18 protein-coding genes, 1 pseudogene and 1 riboswitch are annotated in these 24,550 nt (G+C 55.2%); of the genes and pseudogenes, 10 read left to right on the top strand and 9 right to left on the bottom strand.

Features of this window, described 5'->3' with window-relative positions; all coding sequences use genetic code 11:
• Nucleotides 1-2: 2 nt before the first annotated feature.
• On the bottom strand, nt 3-944 hold the full coding sequence (locus tag ACJU26_RS01555) for a respiratory chain complex I subunit 1 family protein (RefSeq protein ID WP_414040809.1): 942 nt from the start codon (nt 942-944) through the stop codon (nt 3-5).
• A 54-nt stretch (nt 945-998) separates the two neighbouring features.
• Nucleotides 999-1,062: riboswitch (Fluoride riboswitch) on the bottom strand.
• Nucleotides 1,063-1,112: 50 nt separating this feature from the next.
• Complete coding sequence (locus ACJU26_RS01560) at nt 1,113-2,258, bottom strand: serine hydrolase domain-containing protein (protein WP_414040810.1); 1,146 nt, start codon at nt 2,256-2,258, stop codon at nt 1,113-1,115.
• 336 nt (nt 2,259-2,594) lie between these two features.
• Here ACJU26_RS01560 and ACJU26_RS01565 point away from each other — a divergent pair, with 336 nt between their 5' ends.
• Nucleotides 2,595-3,662 carry a linear amide C-N hydrolase gene (locus ACJU26_RS01565; protein ID WP_414040811.1) on the top strand — a complete coding sequence of 356 codons (1,068 nt, stop codon included), beginning with the start codon at nt 2,595-2,597 and terminating at the stop codon, nt 3,660-3,662.
• A 27-nt stretch (nt 3,663-3,689) separates the two neighbouring features.
• Here ACJU26_RS01565 and ACJU26_RS01570 read toward each other — a convergent pair whose 3' ends face one another.
• Nucleotides 3,690-4,910, bottom strand: a complete 1,221-nt coding sequence (locus tag ACJU26_RS01570; RefSeq protein ID WP_414040812.1) for a mannosyltransferase family protein — start codon at nt 4,908-4,910, stop codon at nt 3,690-3,692.
• A gap of 301 nt (nt 4,911-5,211) precedes the next feature.
• Nucleotides 5,212-5,739, bottom strand: coding sequence for a hypothetical protein (locus ACJU26_RS01575; protein WP_414040813.1), 528 nt, complete (start codon nt 5,737-5,739; stop codon nt 5,212-5,214).
• A 43-nt stretch (nt 5,740-5,782) separates the two neighbouring features.
• On the opposite strand from ACJU26_RS01575, the gene pgi reads away from it, so the two are divergent.
• The 4 genes from pgi (at nt 5,783) to ACJU26_RS01595 (ending at nt 11,452) form a co-directional block, all read left to right on the top strand.
• A complete protein-coding gene (gene pgi / locus ACJU26_RS01580) occupies nt 5,783-7,405 on the top strand; it encodes a glucose-6-phosphate isomerase (protein WP_414040814.1) in 1,623 nt (540 codons plus the stop codon).
• 199 nt (nt 7,406-7,604) lie between these two features.
• The gene (locus ACJU26_RS01585; RefSeq protein WP_414040815.1) at nt 7,605-8,774 is read left to right on the top strand and encodes a D-alanyl-D-alanine carboxypeptidase family protein; all 1,170 of its coding nucleotides are present in this window, start codon (nt 7,605-7,607) and stop codon (nt 8,772-8,774) included.
• 49 nt (nt 8,775-8,823) lie between these two features.
• Complete coding sequence (locus ACJU26_RS01590; protein WP_414040816.1) at nt 8,824-11,304, top strand: penicillin-binding protein 1A; 2,481 nt, start codon at nt 8,824-8,826, stop codon at nt 11,302-11,304.
• Nucleotides 11,305-11,311: 7 nt separating this feature from the next.
• Nucleotides 11,312-11,452 carry a hypothetical protein gene (locus tag ACJU26_RS01595; RefSeq protein WP_414040817.1) on the top strand — a complete coding sequence of 47 codons (141 nt, stop codon included), beginning with the start codon at nt 11,312-11,314 and terminating at the stop codon, nt 11,450-11,452.
• Nucleotides 11,453-11,475: 23 nt separating this feature from the next.
• Here the strand turns inward: ACJU26_RS01595 and ACJU26_RS01600 are convergent, their stop codons facing one another.
• Nucleotides 11,476-12,372: a LysR family transcriptional regulator gene (locus ACJU26_RS01600; protein WP_414040818.1), complete on the bottom strand. Its 897-nt coding sequence runs from the start codon at nt 12,370-12,372 to the stop codon at nt 11,476-11,478.
• A gap of 121 nt (nt 12,373-12,493) precedes the next feature.
• On the opposite strand from ACJU26_RS01600, the pseudogene ACJU26_RS01605 reads away from it, so the two are divergent.
• Nucleotides 12,494-12,767 (top strand): annotated as a pseudogene (locus ACJU26_RS01605) (C4-dicarboxylate ABC transporter); the annotation flags it as partial.
• Between the two features lie 114 nt (nt 12,768-12,881).
• On the opposite strand, the gene tolB reads toward ACJU26_RS01605, so the two are convergent.
• Genes tolB through ACJU26_RS01620 form a run of 3 tightly spaced genes read right to left on the bottom strand, consistent with a single transcriptional unit; the run spans nt 12,882 to nt 16,872 of the window.
• Nucleotides 12,882-14,162, bottom strand: coding sequence for a Tol-Pal system beta propeller repeat protein TolB (gene tolB, locus ACJU26_RS01610; RefSeq protein WP_414040819.1), 1,281 nt, complete (start codon nt 14,160-14,162; stop codon nt 12,882-12,884).
• Nucleotides 14,163-14,180: 18 nt separating this feature from the next.
• Nucleotides 14,181-15,350, bottom strand: coding sequence for a D-alanyl-D-alanine carboxypeptidase family protein (locus ACJU26_RS01615; RefSeq protein WP_414040820.1), 1,170 nt, complete (start codon nt 15,348-15,350; stop codon nt 14,181-14,183).
• Between the two features lie 31 nt (nt 15,351-15,381).
• Nucleotides 15,382-16,872 carry a Do family serine endopeptidase gene (locus ACJU26_RS01620; RefSeq protein ID WP_414040821.1) on the bottom strand — a complete coding sequence of 497 codons (1,491 nt, stop codon included), beginning with the start codon at nt 16,870-16,872 and terminating at the stop codon, nt 15,382-15,384.
• A gap of 393 nt (nt 16,873-17,265) precedes the next feature.
• Here ACJU26_RS01620 and mrdA point away from each other — a divergent pair, with 393 nt between their 5' ends.
• The 3 genes from mrdA to ACJU26_RS01635 all read left to right on the top strand — a co-directional run bounded on the left by mrdA (nt 17,266) and on the right by ACJU26_RS01635 (nt 21,055).
• Nucleotides 17,266-19,113 (top strand): penicillin-binding protein 2, encoded by a 1,848-nt coding sequence (mrdA, locus tag ACJU26_RS01625; RefSeq protein ID WP_414040822.1) that lies wholly within the window; start codon nt 17,266-17,268, stop codon nt 19,111-19,113.
• A gap of 395 nt (nt 19,114-19,508) precedes the next feature.
• On the top strand, nt 19,509-20,750 hold the full coding sequence (gene kch / locus ACJU26_RS01630) for a voltage-gated potassium channel protein (RefSeq protein WP_414040823.1): 1,242 nt from the start codon (nt 19,509-19,511) through the stop codon (nt 20,748-20,750).
• Nucleotides 20,747-21,055, top strand: coding sequence for a superinfection immunity protein (locus ACJU26_RS01635; protein WP_414040824.1), 309 nt, complete (start codon nt 20,747-20,749; stop codon nt 21,053-21,055). Before kch ends, ACJU26_RS01635 begins: the two co-directional genes overlap by 4 nt.
• On the opposite strand, the gene ACJU26_RS01640 is transcribed toward ACJU26_RS01635, so the two are convergent.
• A complete protein-coding gene (locus ACJU26_RS01640) occupies nt 21,036-22,106 on the bottom strand; it encodes a septal ring lytic transglycosylase RlpA family protein (protein WP_414040825.1) in 1,071 nt (356 codons plus the stop codon). The genes ACJU26_RS01635 and ACJU26_RS01640 overlap by 20 nt on opposite strands.
• Before the next feature lie 227 nt (nt 22,107-22,333).
• Between ACJU26_RS01640 and ACJU26_RS01645 the strand changes: the two genes are divergently transcribed.
• Nucleotides 22,334-24,079 carry a peptidoglycan D,D-transpeptidase FtsI family protein gene (locus ACJU26_RS01645; RefSeq protein ID WP_414040826.1) on the top strand — a complete coding sequence of 582 codons (1,746 nt, stop codon included), beginning with the start codon at nt 22,334-22,336 and terminating at the stop codon, nt 24,077-24,079.
• Nucleotides 24,080-24,550: the final 471 nt, after the last annotated feature.

Here is a 24,550-nt window from a genome sequence, read left to right on the forward strand (position 1 = left end):
TCCTAAAGTTGATCGGCCACAATGGCCAATACCGCGAAAAGAAAGGACAGGGCCAGAGGTTCCTGATAGCGATAGAAGCGCAGCCGGGACTGCATGGTGTCCACGCCCACCATCAACAGGCCGATGCATCCATATTTTGCGAGAATGATCAGCAAGGCCAGCAATACCGAAGGGAAACTGCCGTCGGTGGAAAGGCCCCAGGGAAACAGGAAGACGTTGAGAAAAATCGTGTAGAGGATGAACTGTTTCATCCAGCTCGCCCATTTCAGTAGGGCAAGGAGCGGCCCCGAATATTCGAGAATACGCGCCTCATCAATCATGTAGATTTCGTAGGGGATGGTGGAATGGATCGGGAGGCGGTCGGTTTCCACCGTGAGCAGGATGAAAAAGGCCAGAATCAGGAAAATATGCGCCGGACTCCAGTAGGCCACGGGATTTTGGGCGAGCAGATGGTTGGCCACAAAGGGCAACATGGAGTGATCAAGAAAGGTGATGCCTACAAAAACCAGGATCAGTGTCGGTTCGGCCAGAATACCCAGCATGACGGCGCGACTGGAGCCCAAACCGCCAAAAGGTTGGCCGGTATCCAGCCCGGCCAGCAGGATAAAAAAACTGCCCAGGGTCAGAATGAGACCGCCACCCAGAATGTCGCCCATGTCGGATAAGGGCAAGGGAAAATTGGTCAGCACCGGTATGAGCATGGGCACGATGAGCATCGCCGTAAAAGCGACGATGGGCGCCCAGAAGAACAGCCACGTGGCCGATTCCGGAACCATCAAGGATTTATTGAAGAGTTTCCAGAGATCCCGATAGGGCTGGAAAATGGAGGGACCCTGGCCGCGCTGGACGCGTTCCTCCACGGTGGTAATGAAACCGTGCAGCAAGGGGGCAAGCAGCATGACCGTCAGCACTTGCCCGCACTGCAGGACGATGGAAGCGAACATACACCTCTCCCTTATCAGCTTGGCTAAACACCCTGTTCCCCAAGCTTGCGCCTGGGATAGGTAGGAGTCATTAGCCTATAAAGGCGGTTATTGGGCGGAATCCATCGCCATAATGTGAGTTGATGATAGGCAGAGACCGAAGATGGGTCAAGAGTACTGCTGTTTTACTCACTGAGGACGGGCATCGGCTAAAAAGATGGCGTGAGGGCTGATGAAGCGGCTCAAGTGCTGGGCAAGTCGGGCAGCGACGGATACGCCCTGGTCGGTGGCATCGGAGTTGAGAAAAATCACGATGGTGTCTTTGCTCTTGGGCGCATAGATGACCACGGATTCGTAGCCCGCCTGGCGGCTGGCACTGCCAATCCAGCCATTATTGTCCAGTGATCCCCAGCGATAATGCACGCGGGTATTTTTTTCATCAGCGGAATGGAACTGATAAGGGCCCAAAATTTGGGCGTAGGGTTGCAGATCGGCATTGATTTTGGCCCAGCGCTGCATGTCGCTTGCGGTCGCAGTCACGGCGCCTGCGGCCCAGAACTGCGAAGGATTCCAGGGAAGTGCTGCTAACTTGGTGGAATCCGTGACAGTGTAACCGCGCGCCTCAAGCAAAGGATCGGCGAAACTGGTAGAAAAGTGGGTGTTGCGCAACTTGTGGGGTTGCAAAATCTGCTCGGTGATGACCCGGGACAAGGGCTTGCCCGTGACTTTTTCAATAATCAGACCGAGGAGGATGCTGTTGGTGGCAGAATAGGCAAAGCGACTGCCCGGCTTGAACAACAGCGGCCGGGCAAAGCTGTAATGCAGGAGTTGTTCCGGGCTCAGCCGGGCTTCCGGGTGAGTTTTGCTTTCCTGTATAAAGGCCGGATCGGTAAGGTAATCTGGCAGACCACTGCGCATTAGCGCGAGGTCGGCCACTGTGATGACCTTTCCCTCTGGGACTCCTTGCAGATACTGTGACACAGTATCCTGGAGCTGGATTTTCCCAGCCCGGGCCAGTTCCAGAATGGCGCGAACCGTCAATGCGCTGCTGATCTGCCCGACCGGCATGACCATGCGGGTGGTCATGGGGGTCTTTTCAGCGACATCGGCGCTACCGAAAGCCCGTAAATAGGGGGGGCGACCAACTTGCCAGATGCCGACAATGGCTCCCGGTACGGCGACCTTGTGGAGACTTTTGGCAATGTACTGGGTATATAAACTGGTGGTGCTGTGCAATCCGGAAAGCCCCGAAAACCCCGTAGCCTGTGCCGATACCACCGCCGTTACGCTGGAAACCGCTACGGCAGACAAGAAGAATCGTTTCAGAAAATTCATGGCATTCAGGTCCTTTTGCTAGAGAGGCTTGATGGGTGAACAGGATGCAGCCGCAAATATACCGGCTTCCAGCTCACTCTCTAGAATACCGCCAGCGAATAATTCAAACAAATGCGGCTCGTGTTGCAAGCAACAACCAATGACCCTTGGCGGGATTGATATTGCTCCCTTAGTCCTTGCATCTTGTTTTCTCTGGGTTGTGGCTGATCATCACCGCCAGTGGCCGATTTTATGATTAAAGATGTTTAAGACTTTCACCATGGAAGAATTTTGACTATAAACAAGAAATATCAAATTTTATAAAACATGCGTTTTATGCATAAGGAGGAAGTGGTGATGAAAAAAAGTCTGCATTGGGTTCTGTTGGGTGGGGTAGCGGCGCTGCTGTCTGCGGGGGCGGCCAATGCCTGTACGCGGGTGGTGTATCACGGGAAGGATGGTCTGGTCATCACGGGTCGCAACATGGACTGGAAAACTCCCACCCATTCGGGCCTGTGGATTTATCCGCGGGGGTTGACGTTCGAAGGTGGTGCGGGACCCAATTCCATTCACTGGACTTCCAAATATGGCAGCGTTGTGGTGATTTCTCACAATGGCGGAGTGGCTGATGGCATGAACCAGAAAGGCCTGGTTGCCAACATGCTCTGGTTGGCGGGTAGCAAGTATCCCGATGATTGTGGCAAGGAACCGCGTTTGAGCATTGCGGCCTGGGCACAATATTTCCTGGATAATTTTTCCTCGGTCAAGGAGGCGGTGGCCGCCATCAAGGCTCATCCGGTATGTGTGGTGTCCGACAAACTTCCTGGTACGGATCTTTATGGCACTATCCATCTGTCCATTTCCGATGTCAATGGCAATAGTGCCATCTTTGAATATATTGATGGCAAGTTGGTGATTCATGAAGGACGGGAATATCAGGTGATGACCAATGATCCTGAATATTCGCAGCAGTTGGGCATTGGAAAGTACTGGAAACAGATTGGCGGGACCACTTTCCTGCCAGGGACTAACAGCCCGTCTGACCGTTTTGCCCGTGCGGATTTCTACATTCATGCCATCCCCAAAACAGCCAATCAGTCTAAGGGCGTGGCAGAAGTGATGAGTGTGTTGGATAACGTATCTGTGCCCATGGACATTACCACACCGGGGCAACCCAATATTTCCTCAACGCGCTGGCGGGTGGTTGCGGACCAGACTGGTCTGAAGTACTACTACAACTCGGTTGGAAAGATGGATACCTTCTGGGTCAACCTGAATCAGGCCGATCTTAAAAAAGGAGCGCCCGTGCTGCAATTACCCATGGGTCAGGGGCAGGTCTATTTCGGAGATGTCACAGCGGAATTCAAGCCGGTCAGCAAGCCCTTTGAATTTGTGACGGTGTCCCCGGAAAAAATGCAGCCCTGAAGAGGCTGCGGCAAGTGGCAATGGCGTCTAGAATGCCCAATGCCCGGATATGAAGAAGGCTGCCTGGAGGATGAGGGCAGTCGTTTCTGTCATCAGCAGCAGGCGTGGCCAGACGCTCTGGGCCGCGCTTTGGAATAGCCAACCTGCGGCCAGGAACAGGGGCAGGTTGATGTACAGCAGGCGATAAGTGGATACGGGACCCTGGGCTGCGCCTTGAAACCAGAGGTAGGCAAAAATCACCGGAATGCTGATGATCAGTAATGTCCATTGGCGGCGTCGCCACAAAACGCCCAAAGCAATCAGGTTGCCCAGCAAGACCAAGGCATTCATCAGAAAATAGACGCTGCGTGCCGGGTTCAGCGTGGTAGGTTCAAGCAGCAATGCCTGGATCAGGGGTGTGTAGTTCCCACCCCAGAAGGGATAGAGCTCAAGGATGTTTTGCAGTTTTTGTAGCGGCGATAAATGGCCGATATACGGACCATGGGCGACCACAAATGCCCATGGGGTTTTGAACAGGTACCATTGGTAGGCCATGAACAACATGAGGCCACTGCAGGAGATGATTCCCAGGCCCACGCTTTTCAGGATGCGGATCCATGCCGGATTTTGCCGGATAACCCAGATATGCCAAAGCAAGACCAGCCATGTTCCGAAGGCGAAAAAAACCATCAATGGCCCTGAGGCCGTGCCGATTCCCACCCAGAGGGCCGCCTGAAAATGCCGTTGCTGGTGCAGGGCAAGCAACGTGGCGATGGCCAGACAGTTCATTAAGGAAGTGGGATAAGCGCTGATGAAAAAAGCGGCAGCGGGATACAGGGCATAGGTCAGGGTGGTAAAAGCGGCGCTCTCGGCGTCCAGCCAGGCTCTGGCAAGGTGTTGAAACAGGAATATCGAAACTATGCCAAAAAAAATGGCCAGCCCGATACCTATGGCTGGCATCGGAATCGGCAAGATCAGGTCGAGGCCGGCGCAGATGGCCGGGCAGAGCGGAAAAAAGATGATGTTCTGGCCAAAATCGGCGTGCGGTATGTAGTGATAACCTTGAGTGGCAATATCCATGTACCACTTGGCATCCCAGTTGATGAGCGCCTGCGCCACCGAACCTGCCACCGGATCGAGACCGCGACTGAACCAATAATAGCCGACCCAGGTTCCGGCATAGATGGCCAGGGCGCTGAGGGCGATGGCAAGAAGTGGCCAGCGAAGGGAATGATCTGCTTTGGTTGCGGATAAGCTTGGTCTGGACATGCCCATTATTCCATTTTTTCGGGATCTGGATCAGCCGCAAAGAGAAAATTCAGAAAGAAAAGGGCGATGGCCATGATCGGACAGCCCCGCTGCTGTTCCGTTCTCGTGGCTGACATCAGGATTGACTACCAAGGAATGACCAGCCAGGAGTTTTGCCATCAAGATGCGAAATTTTGGGAGGTATAATTAACAACTTTTACACTCTCTATCCGCTCAAAGCAACGCCAGAGCGTTCCGGCCGAAGGACTTTCCGGAAGGCTTCGCCGACTTGATCCGGCTCGGAAATGGTCGATCGCTTGCCTCAGGAGGCGTTGAGCAGGTCCGGCGCGCAATGATGCAGGGTTTCCTTGAGCATCACAAAATAGCGCTGATAGCGGCTAATTTCCTGGTCCATCTGCAAAATCTGGTCCATCATCCGGTCGGGTTTTTCTTCAGGCAGACGCTGCATGATTTCCTGCCAGTGATGGTTGATGCACTGGTGACGTTCTTCCAGGGCATTCAGTAAATCATCCAGATCCGGATTTTTGATGGAATGCGTGGACAAATGATGTTCGGCGGCCAGTCCGAGCAATTCTGCGGCTTTCATGGGGTTTGATTTCATGAAAATCCCCTGCTGAGGTGGAAGTTTTCTGGTGTGCGATTTTTGACCCTCACCACCGGGAAAAGTTGCGCAAGGCAATAAAAAACCGGCCATGCCGAAGCGGCCGGTGTGGTTGTTGAAGGCGATAAAACCCAGGAAGCTTTTCTGCGCCTGCTGCGCGATGCCCGGCAAGATCAGGATCATTAAAACTTGCGAGGAGTCATGACCATGCCCTAAGCTTTTATTCATATCATGGGCTTGTCCCTTCTGTTCTCGACCAAGGAGTTCCCTCATGTCGCTAGCCCCGCTCAATGTCACACCCGCCTGGCAACATTTACAGGCCCATCGTCAGACCTGGGAAGGTGTTACCCTGCGCCAGCTTTTTCAGGAAGATCCCCAGCGTGCCACCCATTTTACGGCAGAAGCCTGCGGGATTTATCTGGATTATTCCAAGCATCTGCTACGTCGGGAAAGCATGAACCTGCTTTTGGCTCTTGCTCGGAGCCGTGACCTGGAGACCCGCCGGGACGCCATGTTTGCCGGAGAAAAAATTAACCTTACCGAGGGCAGGGCGGCTTTTCATGCGGCTTTGCGGGCTCCCAAGGGTACCGTCATGCGGACGGATGGCGTGGATGTCGTCCCCGAGGTGCATCGGGTCCTGGATCATATGGCTGATTTCACCCAGGCCATTCATGCGGAGTCCTGGCGAGGGGCCACCGGAAAACCCATCCGCCAGATCGTGAATATTGGCATTGGCGGTTCCTACCTGGGTCCGGAAATGGCCTGGAAAGCGCTGCGGGCCTATCGTCATCCCCATATACATCTGCATTTTGTGGCCAATGTGGATGGTGCCACCCTCAGCGATGTGACCGCGCATCTGGACCCGGCCGAGACCCTGTTCATCATTTCCTCGAAAACCTTTACGACTCTGGAGACCATGACCAATGCCCATGCGGCCCGGCAATGGCTCGTTGCCGCTCTCGGGGAGGAGGCGGTGGCCCAGCATTTCGTGGCGGTTTCCACCAATGTCGAGGCGGTCAAGGCTTTCGGCATGGATACCGAGCACATGTTCGGTTTTTGGGACTGGGTGGGTGGTCGCTATTCCATGGATTCAGCCATTGGCCTGTCCACCATGCTCGGGGTCGGCGTGCAGCATTTTCAGGCCATGCTGGACGGTTTTCATGCCATGGATCTGCATTTTCAGAATGCCCCGCTGGAGAAAAATCTTCCGGTGCTATTGGGCCTCCTGTCCATCTGGTACAATAATTTCTGGGGAGCGCAGACTCAGGCGATTCTGCCCTATGCCTATGATCTGGCGCGTTTCCCGGCGTATTTGCAGCAACTGCAGATGGAAAGCAACGGCAAAAGTGTGGATGAGACGGGTCAATGGCTGTCCATCGATACCGGACCCATTATCTGGGGTGAGCCCGGCACGGACGGTCAGCATTCTTTCTACCAATTGATCCATCAAGGTACCCGTCTGATTCCCTGCGATTTTATCGGCTTCTGCCATCCTCTCAGCGCTTCGGCAGAGCAGCATGAACTATTGATGGCAAATCTCATTGCCCAGACGGAAGCCCTGGCTTTTGGTAAAAGCGCGGAAGAATTGCGCAGTGAAGGTGTTCCCGAGGCCCAGATACCTTTCCGTACTTTTGCCGGGAATCGGCCGAGCAGCGTTCTGCTGGTAGATGCCTTGAGTCCTCATAGTCTGGGGACACTGGTGGCCTTATATGAGCACAGCGTGTTTACCCAAGGGATCATCTGGGGCATTGATTCTTTTGACCAGTGGGGAGTGGAACTGGGCAAGCTGCTGGCGCAGCGCATTGTTACTGACCTGCAAGGCAAAACCCATCATTCCCATGACGGCTCCACCTCGAACTTGCTGGAGCGCTATTTGCGGCGGCGAGGCCATTGATGCAGGTGGTTCTGGAACAACCGCTCTCCATCACCGAGATCTCCGAGAGACTGGGACGTGATCCTAGTACCGTAAAAAGGGAGGTAGATTTGTTGGTGGCCTCTGCTTTAGTTGGTCTTTGCGGCGGTACGGGAACTTTTACCCGGCCGCGGTTTTCCAATGAAGGATTATCAGCCGGATTGAAGAGCCGCCCAACCATATGAAACAGCCTATTATTCTGGCCATTACGGCCGTATTTGCCTGGGGGAGCGTTGCTTATGCTGCTGTCCCGCCCTTGCCGCCCATGCCCACCCTGCCGCCGCCACCACCCATGCCGGCGCCACAACTGACGGGTATCCAGTCTGCCGTTTTGTTGGACGTCGACAGTGGTCAGGTGCTGATGGCGGAAAATGATCAAAAACCCGTCAATCCCTCGGGGCTGGTGAAGCTCATGACCGCTTACCTGATGTATCAGGCGGAAAAGCAGGGACTGGTCCAGCCCGATGAAAATGTGCATGTTTCCAATGAAGCCTGGCATGCCCAGGGTTCCCGCATGTTCATCCAGCCGGGGCTGCCGGTGACCATGACAGAGCTGACCCACGGACTGCTGATTGACGGTGGTAATGATGCGGCCATCGCCATTGCCGAAACAGTGGCGGGCAGTGTGGGCGGCTTTGTGGACCTGATGAACCATGACGCGGCTGCCATGGGTTTGCACCATACCCATTTCACCAATCCTGATGGATTGCCACAACCGGGTCAAACCAGCACGGCTCTGGACCTTGCCCGTTTGTCGGAGCACCTGATTCAGACTTATCCGCAAGTGATGCAGGTGGCGGGAAAGCTGTCCTATACCTATAACCACATTACCCAGTACAACTATAATCCCCTCGCCGGACAGAATGGGGTGAATGGCCTGGGCGTAGGGTTAGCCGGTAAAAACAGTTGGAATTTGGCGGTCAGTGCGACCCGTGACGGTCGCACCTTGGTGGCGGTGGTGTTGGGTGCGCCTTCCCGCAGTGCCGCAGGCAGTGATGCCAGTACCTTGCTGCATTACGGCTGGAACGGTTGGCGCAATGTGTCTCTCTACAAAGCGGGAGCAGTTGTTGCCCAGATGCATAATGGTGACTGGAGTCCGGCCTCGGTGAAAGGCGTTACCGTCAGTCCTGTGGTGGTTTCTGAACCCAAGCAGCAGAAGAACCAGTTACAGACCCGTTTTGTCGCCATTCCCGATTTGAAGGCACCGCTCGCGGCGGGAGCCGCGCTGGGCAACCTGCAAATTTCCTGGCACGGTCATCTCCTGAAAACGGTTCCCGTTCATGCCCAGAGCGCGGTAAAACCGGCGGGTTGGTTCACACGCCTGATTCACGAAGGCGAGTCCTGGTTATGATCGGGCTGGAGATCAAACAGCCTGCCGTTCAGCGGACCAGGAGCTGATTTTGGCTGCGCGTGGAATTTCCTCCCGGCGACGCTGGGTATTCTGGACGCTTGTGGTTCTGCTGCTGATTGCCCTCAATATCGTGGTGGGCATCGGGGTCTGGACCTGGCGGATCTGGCAGGAGTTACCCCCTGTCGTACAGCTCGAAAATTGGCATCCCCAGGAACCTTTGCGCATTTATGCGGACAATGGCCATCTGCTACAGGTGGTCGGGCCGCAACTGCGTTATGCCCTGCCCCTGCAACAAATTCCCAAAACACTGCAGGAAGCCTTTATTTCTGCCGAGAATTCCAAATTCTACAGCCATAACCCATTGTATTATCCCGTGAGTTTCCCCGGGATTATCCGGGCAGCTTTTGTGGATCTGGTGCACATGGCGCCCGTCCAGGGGGCCAGCACCATTACCGAACAGGTGGCCCGCAACTTTTATTTGACCCCCAAGAAAACCATCACCCGCAAGGTGGCGGAGATCCTGCTGGCGTATAAACTGGCGGCACGTTTGCACCGACCCCAGATCCTCGACTTGTACCTCAACAAGATTTATCTGGGTGAGGGAGCTTACGGGGTACAGGCGGCGGCGGAAACCTATTACGGCAAAACCGTCAATCAACTCAGTATCGCCGAAATGGCCACCCTGGCAGGGTTGCCCGCAGCACCCTCGGATTTCAATCCCATAGCTTCCCCGGCCTCGGCCAAAACCCGCCGGGATTATGTATTGCGCCATATGGCGCGTTATGGATACATCAGCAAGGCCCAGGAAGAAGCAGCTCTGGCCGAACCCATCAAAGCCCATTATCACGCCCCGGCCAGCAATATTGCGCCTTATGCTACCGACTGGATTCGGAATTGGCTGGAAAAGCACTTTGGTGCCGATTTCACCTATCGTACCGGCCTGCGGGTATACACCAGCATCAATCCGACCGACCAGCGGGCGGCAGATCGGGATATTGCCGTGGGCCTCGAAAATTACTGCATGGGGCTGGACAGCATGGATCCCAAAGCCTGGCATGGTCCCATTGCCCAGTTATCCACCAGCGCCATGGAAACGGCGCTGCAAGGCCAGCGCCCCAGCCAGTTGCCCAACCATAATCCCGCTAATTTGCACTGGGGGGTTGTCGTCAAGGCCACGCCGGTCATGGCGACGGTTTCTTTTGAAGGCCGACGCCTGGTGCATCTGACTTTGCGTGATGTGGCCTGGGCGCGCTCAGCCCCGAAGGGAAATCCGCCGACGGCTGTCAATCAGGTCTTGCAGCGAGGTGATCTGATCTGGCTGAGGCGCTACGTGGTGGCCGCCACTTCGGGCACGGGTAATCCGGTGTGGGGAACCAAGGTCTGGCATGATATTCCCCATGGCGGCTGGCAACTGGCGCAGATACCCCATGTGCAGGGCGCTTTGGTTTCTCTGGACAGTCATAGCGGTGCCATCCTCGCCCTGTCGGGAGGGTTCAGTTATGAGCTCAGCCATTTTGACCGGGCATTGTACGCCTTTCGTCAGCCGGGGTCGGGATTCAAGCCTTTTGTGTATTCCTCGGCCATGGATGCGCCGACTTATCTGGCCAGCGGCCGCAAACATTATCTGACGCCCGTATCACTCATTGCCGACACCCCCCTGGTGATTCATCTCAGCGACGGGCAGATTTATGCTCCTACCAACTACAGCCGGACTTTTTCCAATACTCCCTTTCCGGTATGGGAGGATCTGGCAGACTCCCATAATGTCCCCAGCGTGCGTTTGTTGATGCATGTGGGCATTCCCTACGCCAAGCGCTATGTGGAACGCTTTGGGATTCCGGCAAAACAGATTCCCGCTTCCCCCTCCATGGTGCTGGGTTCGGGAGATTTTACGCCTCTGCAAATTGCCCGGGGTTATGCGGTGTTTTCCAGTGGAGGGTTTTTGCCGCATCCCTACTTGATTCGTAGGATTGTCACGGCCCATGGCACTACGGTGTCGTTGCTGGGTTGCCCCTTGGGTTATCGGCCTCCGGCAAGACAAACCGTGATCCCGCCCGGCGTTGCCTTTTTGATGACTCGCATGATGGAACGGGTGATCCGGGTGGGCACTGGGGTCGCTGCGCAGATTTTGCATCGTCACGATCTGGCGGGCAAAACCGGCACCACCAATCACGAGGATAATGCCTGGTTCAACGGTTTTAATCCCAACATCACCACTTCTGTCTGGGTGGGTTACGACAATAATCAATCCATGGGTACCTGGGCGGCAGGAGCCCGCGAAGCCCTCCCGATCTGGATTCGTTACATGCATACGGCGCTGGCCGCATATCCCGATCTGGGCTTCTTCCAGCCTCCCGATGTGGTGACGGCACATTACAATCCCAAAACCGGGGATCTCGCACCCCGGCATGATCCCGGGCATAAGTACCCTCTGGGTTATTTCCTTGCCGGTTATCTGCCGCCCAAGCCCAAACCCAAAGTCAGTGCAGAAACCCAGAGTTTCATTCATGCATTGATGCAGATTTTCTAGGAGATTGATGATGAAGCAGTGGCTGGCCCTGATTATTATCGCCCTGTGTTTCTGGGGGGCTTTTGAAGTCAGCCATCACTGGCTGGTACAGCACCCGGATCGCCCGGATCAGCGTACCCTGAAGGTGATTTCCCAAATAAGCAGATGATTTAAAACCTGCTCACCGCCGTTTTATAAGGGTTGCTGGCGGAGCAGATCCAGGAAAGCTCTGGTGCTGTGGCTGGTTTCCCGGCGATACAGTACTGAAAGGCGATGTTGAATGCGCGGTTCCGTATTCAGGGTGATCAGTCCTGGGCGCTGTCCCCCGCCGTCATTCAGGGCCGAAACGAAACTCACGCCCAGGCCGCAGCGCACCGCATCGCGAATGGCGGCCAGACCACTCAGTTCATAACGGATTTCCGGATATATCCCGACCTCTTTCAGGGCCTGCAGGGCATGTTCGCGGATGCCCGAACCTTCTTCCCGCCAGACCAGGGCTTCCGATGCCAGTGTCTGCAGAGGCAGTGGGGTAGAGGCTAGCTGCAGCCAGCGCGGGTTTTCGGGGGCCAGCAAGACAATGGTTGTTTCCTGCAAGGTTTCCTGCACCCACTCGGCATGTCCTGGCGCCGTCAGGTCATCCTCGACAAAAATCAGGTCAGCCTGATCGCGCATGCTTCGTGCGGCGCGGCTGTTGGTGGCCGTCAGGCGCAGGGAAACTCCTGGAAATTGTTGCTGGAATCGGGCAATGGCCTGGGGCAGCAAGCTTTCCGCATTGCTGTGGCTGGCGAGGATGGACAGCGACCCACGCAACATTTTTTCGGTGTCCTGACAGAGGGTCTGGGCATCTTCCATGGCGTTTTCAATTTGTTCGGCTATGCGCAACAGAGCCATGCCCATGGCGGTGGGGGTGATGCCGTGGCGGGTCCGTTGATAAAGCGGTTCGCCAACCATTTCTTGCAGGTTTTTAAGGCGATGAGACACGGCCGGTTGGGTCATGAACAGGCTTTCTGCCGCTGCATGGAGATTCCCGTGCCGCGCTGCCTGGGCCCAGACCAGCAGTAAAACAGGGTCAATACGCTGGTGCAGCATGTCTGCTTTTCAATATGATAAAATCACCTGTACTTATTTCAATCATGAAAAACTAGCATTGGATGCATAATCTGTCCAGGTGCAAGCTCTCCGTATATTCACCGCAGCCGAAGAAAATGCCATGAAAATACGGGCTGAAGCACCGGGGAATGACCCCAGGGAAACCATTCGTCATTTCACTCCCAACTGGTTTGTCGCCAATATGGGTACGGGTATTTTGGCGCTCATGCTCGCGGAGTTTCCGTATGGGAATGGGCGGGCGGTGTTTTTACCCGGCCAGCTTCCGCCGTCTCTTTCAGCATCCGGTACAATCCCTGTTTATCGGCGCCATTCCCATGGGCTTTGCGACCATTATCAATGGCCTGCTCATTATCTGGCCGGTCACGCCCCTCACCCGGCAATCAGGGGAAAGCCCTGCGCTGGTTACGCAAGGCAAAAGCAGGGCTTGGAGGACGGACGCCACGCGCGGCATTGGAGACAAGATGGGCGCGCGTCTGACATTGGGACCGTCAACCCGGAGACCAGGCCGGTTCGTTAGCCTGTCCGGCAATATCCAGAAAATGCAGGCCCTTGCCGTTGGCGGCCACTTCTCCCAACACCTTTTGTCCACCGCGATGGGTGGCAAAAACCAGCATGCGGCCGTCCTCGGCAAAGCTGGGGTGCTCGCAGTTGCCGCCGTCATAAAGCACCTGCAGATCATTGCCGTCGGGGCGCATTTCTGCCAGGGACAGCACCCCGCGATAGGAATGAATAAAGGCAATCCAGCGACCATTGGGAGCATAGCTGGGTGAAACATTGTATCCACCGGCATAACTCAGACGCTGAATGTGGCTGCCATTGGCCCGCATCCGATAAATCTGGGCACTCCCCTGGCGGTTGGAGACAAAAACCAGATGATGGCCTCCGGGTGACCAGCTGGGACTGGTATTGACGGTTCCCTGGCGAGTCAATACCTGCTCATGGCCGGTATGCAGGTTTTCAAGCACCAATTCGGTGCGTCCCCGTTCCCAGACCTTGGCGAAAGCCAGATACCGGCCGTTGGGCGAAAAGGCGGGAGCGCTCAGGGCGCTGCCTTGGTCGGGAACCTGCTGACGCTGACCGTTGGCGAGATCCTGAATGTAGATGACCGAATGGCGGTGCTGGTAGGTGACGTAAGCCAATTGCCGACCATGGGGCGACCAGTCCGGTGAGATGATCGGGATTCTGCCGCGTAAAATACTGCGGGCATTCCAGCCGTCGGACTGGGCCACATCCAGGTCGTAATGGCTGCCCTGTTGATCCACATAGGCAATATGACTGGCAAAGGGGCCTGGCTCGCCGGTAATCTGCTGATAGAGCAGGTCGGCAATTTCCTGGCCGACCATGTGATAACCCTCGGCATTGCAGACATAGCGGCGACCCGCCAGCATCTTGTGGGTGATCAGACTGACAGTGTCGGCATCCACGACATAGCCACTGGGTGTTTGCCGGACTTTCCCCACGGCCATGGCCAGTGCCCCGGTTTTTTCCCATTTGGCGGCGTCAATGGCGGCGGCGGAGTGGGGATCATCAGGATACAGTGTGGGATTGATCACCGAAAAATAGCCACTGTGTTCCAAGTCATAACGCACAATGCTGGCAATGTCCGGCTGTCCGGCCGGGCCGGGGCCAAAGGAGGGAACCGCGACGGGGGCCGAGCTGCTGACCGCCTTGCTGATGTTGACGGTCAGGGCGCTGGCATTGAGAGGCAGGACGCCCAATGCCAGCAGGAGGGCCGGGAATGGAATGGGTCGACGAATAGGCCAAAGCATAAAAGGCTCCTGATGGTTTTATACGAGTTGTTTGACGCGATTCCAGAGGCTGCCGAAGGTGCCTGCTGGTTTGGCGGCCTCGGCTGCGACCAGATCCGTGGTGCCCAGCACCTTGCCGTTCAGGGTTACGGTCATTTCCCCGAGTTTCTGGCCTTTGGCAATGCCCTGGCTACCGATTTTCTGATAGGTCACCTGGGTTTTCAGATCCTTTTCTGCGCCGGTGGGAACCATGACCTCGACATTCCGGGCGACAGTGACCGGAAGCTTATCCGGGTCCAGACTGGTGTCGCTGTAGGAGCCGACAACGGTTCCGGCTTTGGTGACGGTATGGTCCGTGGTGAAGCGATAGCCATAATCCAGCAAGGCCACCACATCATTGACGCCACTCGACCAGCTGGGTGCGCCCATGACCACGGCGATGAGGCGGCGCCCGTTGCGTACCGCCGTGGTATCCATGCAGTGTCCCGCAGCGGTGGTATGTCCGGTTTTCAGGCCATCAATGTCTGGATGCCCGAAGAGCGCCGGATTCCAACTCCGCTGGGTGATGTGGTTGTAGCGATAGTATTTGATCTTGGAGATATGAATGACTTGCGGATATTTCGCAATCAGATCCCGGGAAATCATGGCGATATCCAGTGCGGAAAGATGCAGGTCGGGGGTCGGAAGCCCATCCACATCGCCATAGTGGGCACCCGGTAAACCCAATTTGCGGGCCGTGGCATTCATCTCGTCCACAAAACTGGCGCGGCTGCCAGCCACGGCCTGGGCCAATGCCACTGCCGCATCATTTCCGGAGTCAATGATCAGTCCGTGCATGAGTTGATCGACGGTGACAGGCAGATTCGGCTGGATGAACATGCTCGACCCGCCGGTATGCCAAGCCACCCGGCTCACATGAATGCGTTGATGCCAGTGCAGGGCGCCATCGGCCAGAGCCCCGTAAGTCAGGTAGGCCGTCATCAATTTGGTCAGACTGGCTGGAGGCAACTGTAGGTTGGCATTTTTTTCCGCGATGATCTGCCCGGTCTGAAAATCCATCAGCACATAGCTTTTGGCATCGGCTATGGGCGGTGGGGGGGGCATCAGCAGGGCGGTATTGGCAAAGGCGGTGCCTCCCGACAGCAGGGTGGCAAAAGCAGCCAGCAATAGGAAACGGGTTGGCTGCTGCGAGGTGGATTTGTGGCGCATGCGACTTCCTTGTAGTAAGCAGGTTTGATTTTTAGTGCTCCGGCAAAGTGATGACGACGTAAAGACTTTGATGCCCCTGGCGTACCAGCAAGGGAATGGGCGTATGGGCAGGCAATTTCCGGACAATCTGCTGCAGTTGCTCCGGACTGTTGACCATTTGCTGGTCAATCTGCTGGATGGCCATGCCGTCCGTCAGCCCCATTTGCGCGGCAGGACCAGGATAAATGCTCTCAATCATGACGCCATGATGAATGCCGAGACGTTTTTGCGCGGCCTGATCCAGAGTGGTGACCCGCAGTCCCAGACGGCGGATATCGGCGGTTTTTTCGGCTTCAATATGCCGCATCTTGGCAGGCATGGTGCCAACAGTGACTTGCAAGGTTTCCGCTTTGCCATGACGCAAAATACCCATGGGCACGGTGGTTCCAGGCGGGGTATCGCCAACCAGCGGGGGGAGTTGACCTACGCTGTAAATGGCTTCGTGATTGTAAGTCACAATCACATCGCCAGGCTTCAACCCGGCCTTGGCAGCAGCCTCATGGGGGCTGACCGAGGCGACCAGGGCGCCCACCGGTTCTTTCAGGTGCAGGGCCTTGGCCATCTGCGGAGTGACTTCCTGGACATCCACGCCGAGCCAGCCAAAGCGGAGTTTTTTATGGGCCTCGAAGGCATGGACAGCGCGCATGGCGGTATTGATGGGAATGCTGAAAGAGAGTCCCATATAACCGCCATCATTGGTATAAATCTGATCATTGATACCCACGACCTGCCCTTCCATATTGAAAATGGGTCCTCCGGAATTACCCGGGTTGATGGGCACATCGCTCTGAATGAAGGGAATATATTCATCATCATGGGGAAGTGGGCGATTCAAGGCGCTGACCACCCCCTGGGTGACCGTATTATAAAAGCCAAAAGGCATACCGATAGCCAGTAACCACTGTCCCACTTTAAGATGACGAGAGTTTCCCAAAGTGACTGTGGGCAGGTTATGGGCATCAATTTTCAATAGCGCCGTATCGTAACGCACGGATAATCCCACCACTTTGGCAGGGTAAGCATGATGATTGGTAAGGGTCACAATAATATGATGCATACCCCGCACGACATGTCCTGCCGTGACGATATAACCATTGGGGGAGATGATGAATCCGGAACCCAGCGCCTCCATTTTTTCTTTCTGGGGTGGATTGGCTCCTGGGAAACCCTGAAAAAACTGATAGAAAGGCGAATTTCTCGGGAAAGGATCCGCACTGTTTCCGCCCTGGACGATTTTGGTATCGGAATCATCAATTTTTACGATGGCATTACCATATTTGTTCACAATGGGCGTGAAATCCGGTAGATCCACCAGCTTATGCGGATCGGCAGAAACTTTGATTGCGGGAGAAACGGCGGTGGCCGTTGAACCGTTATCTGCGGCCAAAGCCCATCCCGCTGCGCCCAATCCAAATCCAACGGTGGCGGCGACTACGGCAACCAGTATTTGTCGAGGCTGAAAATTGAATGTATGTAAAGGCATAAATCACGGCTCCTAATTGTCCCAATGACGTAATATCCGTTCCACCAAGAGACTGGCTGGAACAGTAAAGATCACAATACCCGCTAAAATGAGGAGTATTTCCAGAATATCGACCATCAGCATTTTTCTGACAGGGATCCAGCAGCAATACGCATCATGGGAATCGGATTACGGTTTTTTAGCGGCATCTTTCAGTCTTGGTTACGGTGCTATACACCCGTCTTAAGACGCCTGCTCCCGGCGGGAAGTTCCCGGACAGGTGCACAGGGCGGAATCATCCTGCGGGAACTTTCCCCCCGATCATGGCCTCTCAGCTAAGCCATAGACTTTGTAACCAGAGGCCATTACGTCATTGTCATCCCCCCGATTTGCTGGTTTTGAAGAGGCTTTTTTGTGAGTCCAAATGCCGTGAAAACCGCTCGCTTTCGGGGTCGTTTGGTCCTGGCGGTAGTTTTGCTGCTGCTGGCATTCATGTATCTGCTCTGGCGTCTGGTGGATCTGGAAGTGCTGCATTATCAGCGTTTCCGACAAATGGCCCAGGCCAATCACACGGCCATTGTTCCAGTCTCGCCGGCGCGTGGGCTGATTCTCGCCAGCCATGGCCAGATTCTCGCGGCCAATCACCCGCGCTATGTGCTGGAGTTGATTCCCGACCAAACGGAGCATCTCCATGGGACCCTGAGGCGTCTGGAGCAATTGTTTCCCATCCCGACAAAAAATCTCCAGCACCTGCTGCATACCCTGGATGACAAGCCGCCCTATATCCCCCGAATTCTGCTGCATCACCTGGATGCTGCCCAAATCGCCGCCTTTTCGGTGCGTGATATGCAATTCCCAGGGGTACAGGTGGCCGCCCAGTGGCATCGCTATTATCCCTACAAAAATCTGTTTACCTCGGTGGTGGGTTATGTCGGACCGGTCAGCGCTCGCAATCTGCAAGGTTTTGACCCCCAAAAATATATATACCGTCGCTTCATCGGTGAGAATGGTCTGGAATATGCTTTCGAGCGTCAGTTGCGGGGAAAATTCGGCTATCAGATCAAGGAAGTGAACGCCTTGGGTGTGCCGGTGGCCAATTTGCGCAATATTGCACCGACGCCTGGGGACAATCTTCAGACCAGCTTGCGTTTGCGGGTGCAGCAGGCGGTTGCCCGGGTCATGCGCCGCAATCATTTTCGCGGCGCCCTGGTAGCGGTTAATCCGAAAAATGGTGCGGTCATCGCCAGTTACAGTAACCCCAGCTTCAATGCCAACTGGTTTGTAGACGGAATCAGCAATGCCCACTGGCAAAGCCTGCTGCATGACAAGGGGCGTCCCTTGCTCAATCGGGTGGCGCAAGGACTGTATCCGCCGGGTTCCTGCATCAAGCCCTTTTATTCCATTGAGGCCTTGCAGGATAAGGTCATCCAGCCCGATTTCCATACCTACTGTCCCGGGTATATTCGCCTGGGTGGTCACGTTTACTGGGACTGGTATCGGTCGGGTTTCGGGGAAACCGGGCTGACCAAGGCCTTGGCTTGGTCCGTGGACGTATTTTTTTACAAGCTGGCCATCAAGATGGGTGTTCAGCGTCAGGATGCAGCCCTCTGGCGCTTTGGTTTTGGGCATCCTGCACCCATTGATACGCCTGGCAGCGCTCCTGGTTTCGTCCCGACACCCCGCTGGAAAGAAGCGCGTTTTCACCAGCCCTGGTACACCGGCGATTCGGTGATTCTGGGTATTGGCCAGGGATACCTGTTGGTTACCCCGCTGCAGTTGGTGCGCGCCGTTTCGGCCATTGCCAATGGCGGGTATTTACCCTATCTGCATGTAGTCACTGCGCTCATCAATCCTGAAACCGGTATCCGCCAAGCTTTACCCATACCACCGCCGAAAAATCTACATATTCCCGCTTTTGCCCTACGGGCAGTGCGCAAGGGGATGACGGCCTGTGTGACCCAGGGAACCTGCAAAAGCATGGCCACTCCCGGTCTGCCCATGGCTGGAAAAACCGGAACGGCAGAAGTGCCTATCGGTTATCGGGATGGTCGCACGATTTACAATGATGATTCCCTGTTTATCGGCTGGGCACCGCTCCATCATCCCCAAATTGCCGTGGCGGCGGTAGTGGAAGATGGGGGCAATAACGCCTGGCAGGCCCTTCCAGTCGCCAAGGCGGCAATTGTCAGCGACTTGCGCCCCAAGATGAAATTACGGGATTTTACCAATATCGTGGTGAACCCCGCCCAAGCCTTCGGGTGATCGTTGCAGTGGATGGCCGGGCCTTTTAAATGGATTTTTGAACTGTTCGCGACATTCAGGGTCTACCCATACTCCATTAATCATTTACTGTGTGAGGAATGACCATCATGTTTTATGCAATATTCATTGTCTTGGGAGCTTTATGGGTGGTAGCCATGGTTGCTGGAATGCGGACAACCTTTGGTCCCGCCGATTCTGATGATGGTCAACATGGCGCTTGATGCTCAGGTTTGTCCGGTTTCATTAGCCCCATAGTTGGGGCTTGGTCAGTTTATGGTTTCAGATGTCTATCTCTTAAATTAAGATCTGTTGTATTTTTATTGCTTCTTTCGTCCTTGACGGGTTAATGTTGCTGGAATCTGTTTCCAAGCTCATGGATACCTGAGGAAATCGCCATGATTCGCATCCCCGACATCATGCGCCTGTCGTTGCGCCAGAGGCTGTTTCGTTTCGCCGCCAAGACCCGTGCGGTTTTACATCTGGATCGCTGGTTTCCTCACATCCCCCTGGCTCTGGCGGTAGGCTTGCTTGGGGCCATGGCTATCCTCAATGTGCTACCTGATCTGATTCATCTTTTTCCGCAACTTTCCGATCTGGCCCCGGCCAGCGGTCTGACCCAGGCACCCTTACTTTCGGCTTTGGGCACCATTCCTGAAGCCATTGTGGGTATTGTCCTGTTGTTGATGGCCTTTGGTTTGCTGTTCCGCTCCCGGTTTTCCTGGGCCATTACCCTGATATTGACGGGGGCGATGCTGGCCATGCTCCTTCACCATTACGGTCTTGAGTGGAGTGGATTCACCATTTTCAATGCCATCATCCTCATCGCCTTGTTGTTATTCCGCCGGCATTTTGCTCACTCCAGTGTGGCAGCCGGGACTTTATTTGCCGTTATTTCCATCCTGCTGTTACTGAGTTATGCCGTATTGGGCAGTTACGTCCTGGGTGCCGGTTTTTCCCCGCCCATTAGCAACCTGGCCAGTGCCTTGTATTTTGCGGTAGTGACCATGTCCACAGTGGGTTATGGCGACATTGTCCCCAAAAGTGCGGATGCCCGCTTTTTTGTGATTTCCATCATCATTCTCGGCATCACCGTTTTTGCGACATCCATTTCTGCCGTGATTGTGCCCCTGTTGAATGGTCGGATGCAGCGTTTGCTCATGGGTGGGGAGAGGCGTCGGCATTGTAATCACTATTTGATCATTGGGGACAATGTTCTCGCCCAGAATACCTATCGGGCGTTACGGGCTCGTCATTTGCGGGCTTTGGTTCTGGTTCCCATATCCCCGGAAAATGCATGGATGGCGCAGGAAGATCTGATGTTGGGAGATGCGACCGATCTGGAGGTTTTGAAACGGGCGGGTGCGGAATGTGCCTTGGGGATACTGGCGTTGCGGACCATTGATAGTGAAAATGCCTTTATCATTCTGGCGGCCAAGGAGTTGAATGTTCCTGGGAAAACCGTTGCCGCCGTACAGGATGGCAGAAATCTCCCGCGGTTGCGCCAGATTGGTGCGGATCTGATTATTTCTCCCGATGTGCTCGGCGGCGAATTGCTGGCCATGACCTTGAGTGGTGAGGAAATGCAGGGAGACACCATTATCAGCAAGTTGTTCGCCGCCAAAGGAGTGGAAGCATGAGTGCAATTTGGGGTATCGGTATTGTCTTGTTGGCCCTTGTTGGTTTGGGAATTGCGGCCTTGTTTTTTCATGTCGTGGTCTGGTTATTGATGACCATACTGGGGCTGCTGGTTTATTTTGTGCCCAGCATGATTGCGGCGGCACGTCACCATGAACACTTTTTTTGGGTGCTGGTGCTCAATATTGTGCTGGGCTGGTCTGGCATTGCCTGGGTGGTTCTGGTCATCTGGGCCATTCTGGGTGAAAGGCGCGGCCCGCCCTTGAACCGGCTGCGGGCTGATGCCTTTAACCCTCCTGTTCGCTGACCACAAAATTACCTAAACGCAAGCGTTTCAGGCTGGATGCATAATCTTCGGGGGCGGCAGTCGGTGCCATGGGTCCTATCTTGACCTTGTAAAGACGGGCGGCTGCAGGGACCAATTTGGCGGTACTGATGCCAAAATCCTGAAGTTTGCTACGCTCGCGCAGTGCGCTGTGGATACCCATGGCCTGCGCTGTTTCCAGATAGACCTGCTCCACCTGGGGAGCCCTCTGCCAGTTGCGCAGGACATGGTGTGCTGGCGGTTGAACGGGGGAGATAGCAGGCCGCCGGGGCGCAGACGGTGTCGGCACGGGGGGCGTCGACACTGCTTCGGGGCTTGTCCGGGCGTTGCTGGCAAAGGTTTGATTGACCACCGCCGTCAGGTTTTTTTCGGCATTGGACGGTGGGGTATAGGCGGGCAGGGGGATGGCTTGGGGAGGTGCTGGCTGCGCCGTCGCGTGTTGCGCAACCAGTAAAACCTGCGGGGCCGGGACATTGGGACTGAGGGCGCTGGGGATCACCTGGATATGCACCCGGGAGGTTCCCTGATTGAGCATTCCCAAGGCATTGGCGGCACCCGCCGACAAGTCCATGATCCGGCCATTGACGAAAGGTCCTCGATCATCCACCAGTACATCGATGCTGCGCCCGTTTTCGAGATTGGTCACCCGCACGCAGGTGGGCAGGGGTAAGGTCCGGCTCGCGGCAGACAATTGCTGCGGATGAAAGGCTGTGCCCATGGCGGTCACGTCACTGGAGGATTGGCGATCATACCACGAAGCAATGCCATTTTCGGAAAAGCCGGAGGCATGATGCATGGGGTGGTACCATTGCCCATTGATTTCATAGGGTTGGTTGTAGGCAGCATTGAGATTGGGGGGCGGTGCATAGCAGGATTGTCCGGTGGAATAGGCAGAATTGGCCAAAGCAGAACCATATCCCTCACCTGAGGCCCTCTGCGTAGGACTGGGCATACTGGCACAGCCTGCCAAGGCGGCAACAGTCAGGGCGAAGGCCCCTGAGCGCAAAAACGGGTATGCTGGTTGCAGACGCATGAAAATGCATGACCTCACTAGAGTCGTCTTATCATTCTAGGCCGGATTATTCAGAAAGTTCAAGTTTGGCGAATAGTTGTCAGATTTTTCTCATGTGTATAGAGAACAATATCCAAAATCCTGCTGGATTCCGGAACTTTTTATCAACCCCGCCGTCTGATTCTTAATAAGAACTCTATAGCCATCACTATGCATATTATCTATCTGCCTGCAGACGCTGCTCGGTCATGACTGAGCACTCCGTGAGAATGCTTCCTTCGGGACGGGCGCGTTGGCTGATCTTGGTCCTGCTGCTGGGATTTGCCGCCGTGCTTGCCTGGGATTTGCGTTTGCAGTTGCTTGAGCAGCAAAGTCTGCGCTCCCAGGGGCGGATGCGCTATTTGCGGACCTTGCCTTTACCCAGTGAACGCGGGGTGATCACGGCCGACAATGGCGAGCCCCTGGCGGTAAATGTCAAAGCCGTCACCATCTGGGCCGACCCTGCCATTCTCGATAAACATCAAAGGCACTGGCCGGCCATTGCTCAGGTACTGCATCTCAGCCCCGCCAGTTTTGCCGCCAGAGTCGCTGGCGGAGGTGCGGATTATGCCTACATTCTCCGGCAGATTTCCCCCGCCGTGGGCAAAAAGCTCAACGCCCTGCGGGTTCCGGGCATATACGTGCAGAAAACCAGCCGTAGTTATTACCCGCTGGGTGCCATCACCGCCCCTTTATTGGGTATGGTCAATCTGGAGCATCAGGGCGGAACCGGTCTGGAGATGGGCTACAACCAATGGCTGGCAGCCCATCCTGGTAAAGAACGGGTCCTGGAAGATGGTCATGGACAAATTGTGCATGTGGACAAAATTCTGCAACTGCCGCGTGCCGGACATGCTCTGCAACTGACTATCAATCCCCAGATCCAGTATTGGGCCTACATGACCCTGCTGGCCGCCCAGCGCCATTTCGGGGCCAGTAATGGCTCGGCAGTGGTGATGGATGTGCGTACCGGGCAGGTGCTGGCCATGGCCAGCGTACCCAGTTGCAATCCCAATAACCCGGGCAGTTGCAGTAATCCCGCGGACTATGTGGACAATGCCGTGCATCAGGCTTTTGAGCCGGGTTCGGTCATCAAGCCTTTTGCCATTGCGGCAGCGCTGGCGACCCATAGTGTCAGTCCTACAGCCCGCTTCAATGTGTTCCATCCGCTTTGGGTGGGGGGCTATCCCATCACCGATGATGTCCCCCACCACATCCTGAATATTGAGCACATCCTCAAATACTCCAGCTGCATAGGCACAGCCAAAATCGCCTTGAAGACCCCCAGACGGGATATTTATGCCCTGTATCGGGCGGTAGGTTTTGGTGATGCTCCGCAGATCGGTTTGCCGGGGACGACTTCAGGGGTTTTGCCGGCTTGGGAGGCGTGGGGAAAAGCCCGACACGCGACCATTTCTATTGGTTATGGAATATCTGTAACTACTTTGCAACTGGCTGATGCTTATGCGGCCATTGCCAATGGCGGCTATCATATCCGCCCCGTTCTGGTGAAGGGCGAGGCACTGGTCAAGCGGCGGGTGATGCCCTTCTGGGTGGCTAATGATTTGCGGCGCTGGTTACGCAGTGTGGCGGAGCCCAATGGTACGGGTATCTTGGCCGCGATCCCCGGTTATGCCGTCGCGGGCAAAACCGGGACGGCGAATCTGGCCAATGGCAAGGATGGTTTTTTTCATCATCGCACCAATGCGACTTTTGTGGGATTTGCTCCTGGGCGTGATCCGCAACTGGTGATGGCGGTTACCCTGCGCGATAGTGACAAATTCTGGAATTTTGGGGGCGTGGAAGCTGCCCCGGTATTCCGGGTAACCATGGAGCATGCCCTGCAACAGCTGGATATTGGGCCGGAGTGGTGTGGCAAGTCGGTCTGCCGGTTGCGTGCTCCGGTGATTACTAACGCACAGGCAGAAATATGGTCTGAGGGGGGTGGAAATTAAGGGGATGAGGTGATCAAGGAAAAACATCCTGCTGTCTGGTCAAGGCATGGGTTTCCTGTACCCAGCTTTGCATTTTACGCAAATCATTCCTGATGAGTATCCCCATGATCAGGCAGGAAAATATCAGGACTCCCAGGGCGGCCCACCATAAAAAGACCGGCATCCCAAAAATCATGTTGACCAGCACTACGCCCAAAACCGGACCGAAGAGAAATACCGAAAGTAACCACTCGTGCTGCAAGACTTCCCGAATGGCGGCTTGACGCAGGATTTCGGGTTGCAAAATGATTTTTGCATCGGCCAGATGCATGGCCACAATATGCCCTTGCCTTACCAGCAGTTCTGTCTTGACTTTTTCCGGTAGAGGATTCTTGCTTTGACAAACGAGGGTCGTGACCGGCACATCCTGTTCATCAGGATGAAACTGATACCGACGAATGCTACCCTCGCCCGCACTTAAAATGATGCCAG

The organism is Acidithiobacillus sp. M4-SHS-6 (assembly GCF_047421495.1).
In the GTDB taxonomy this organism is placed as follows: domain Bacteria; phylum Pseudomonadota; class Gammaproteobacteria; order Acidithiobacillales; family Acidithiobacillaceae; genus Acidithiobacillus.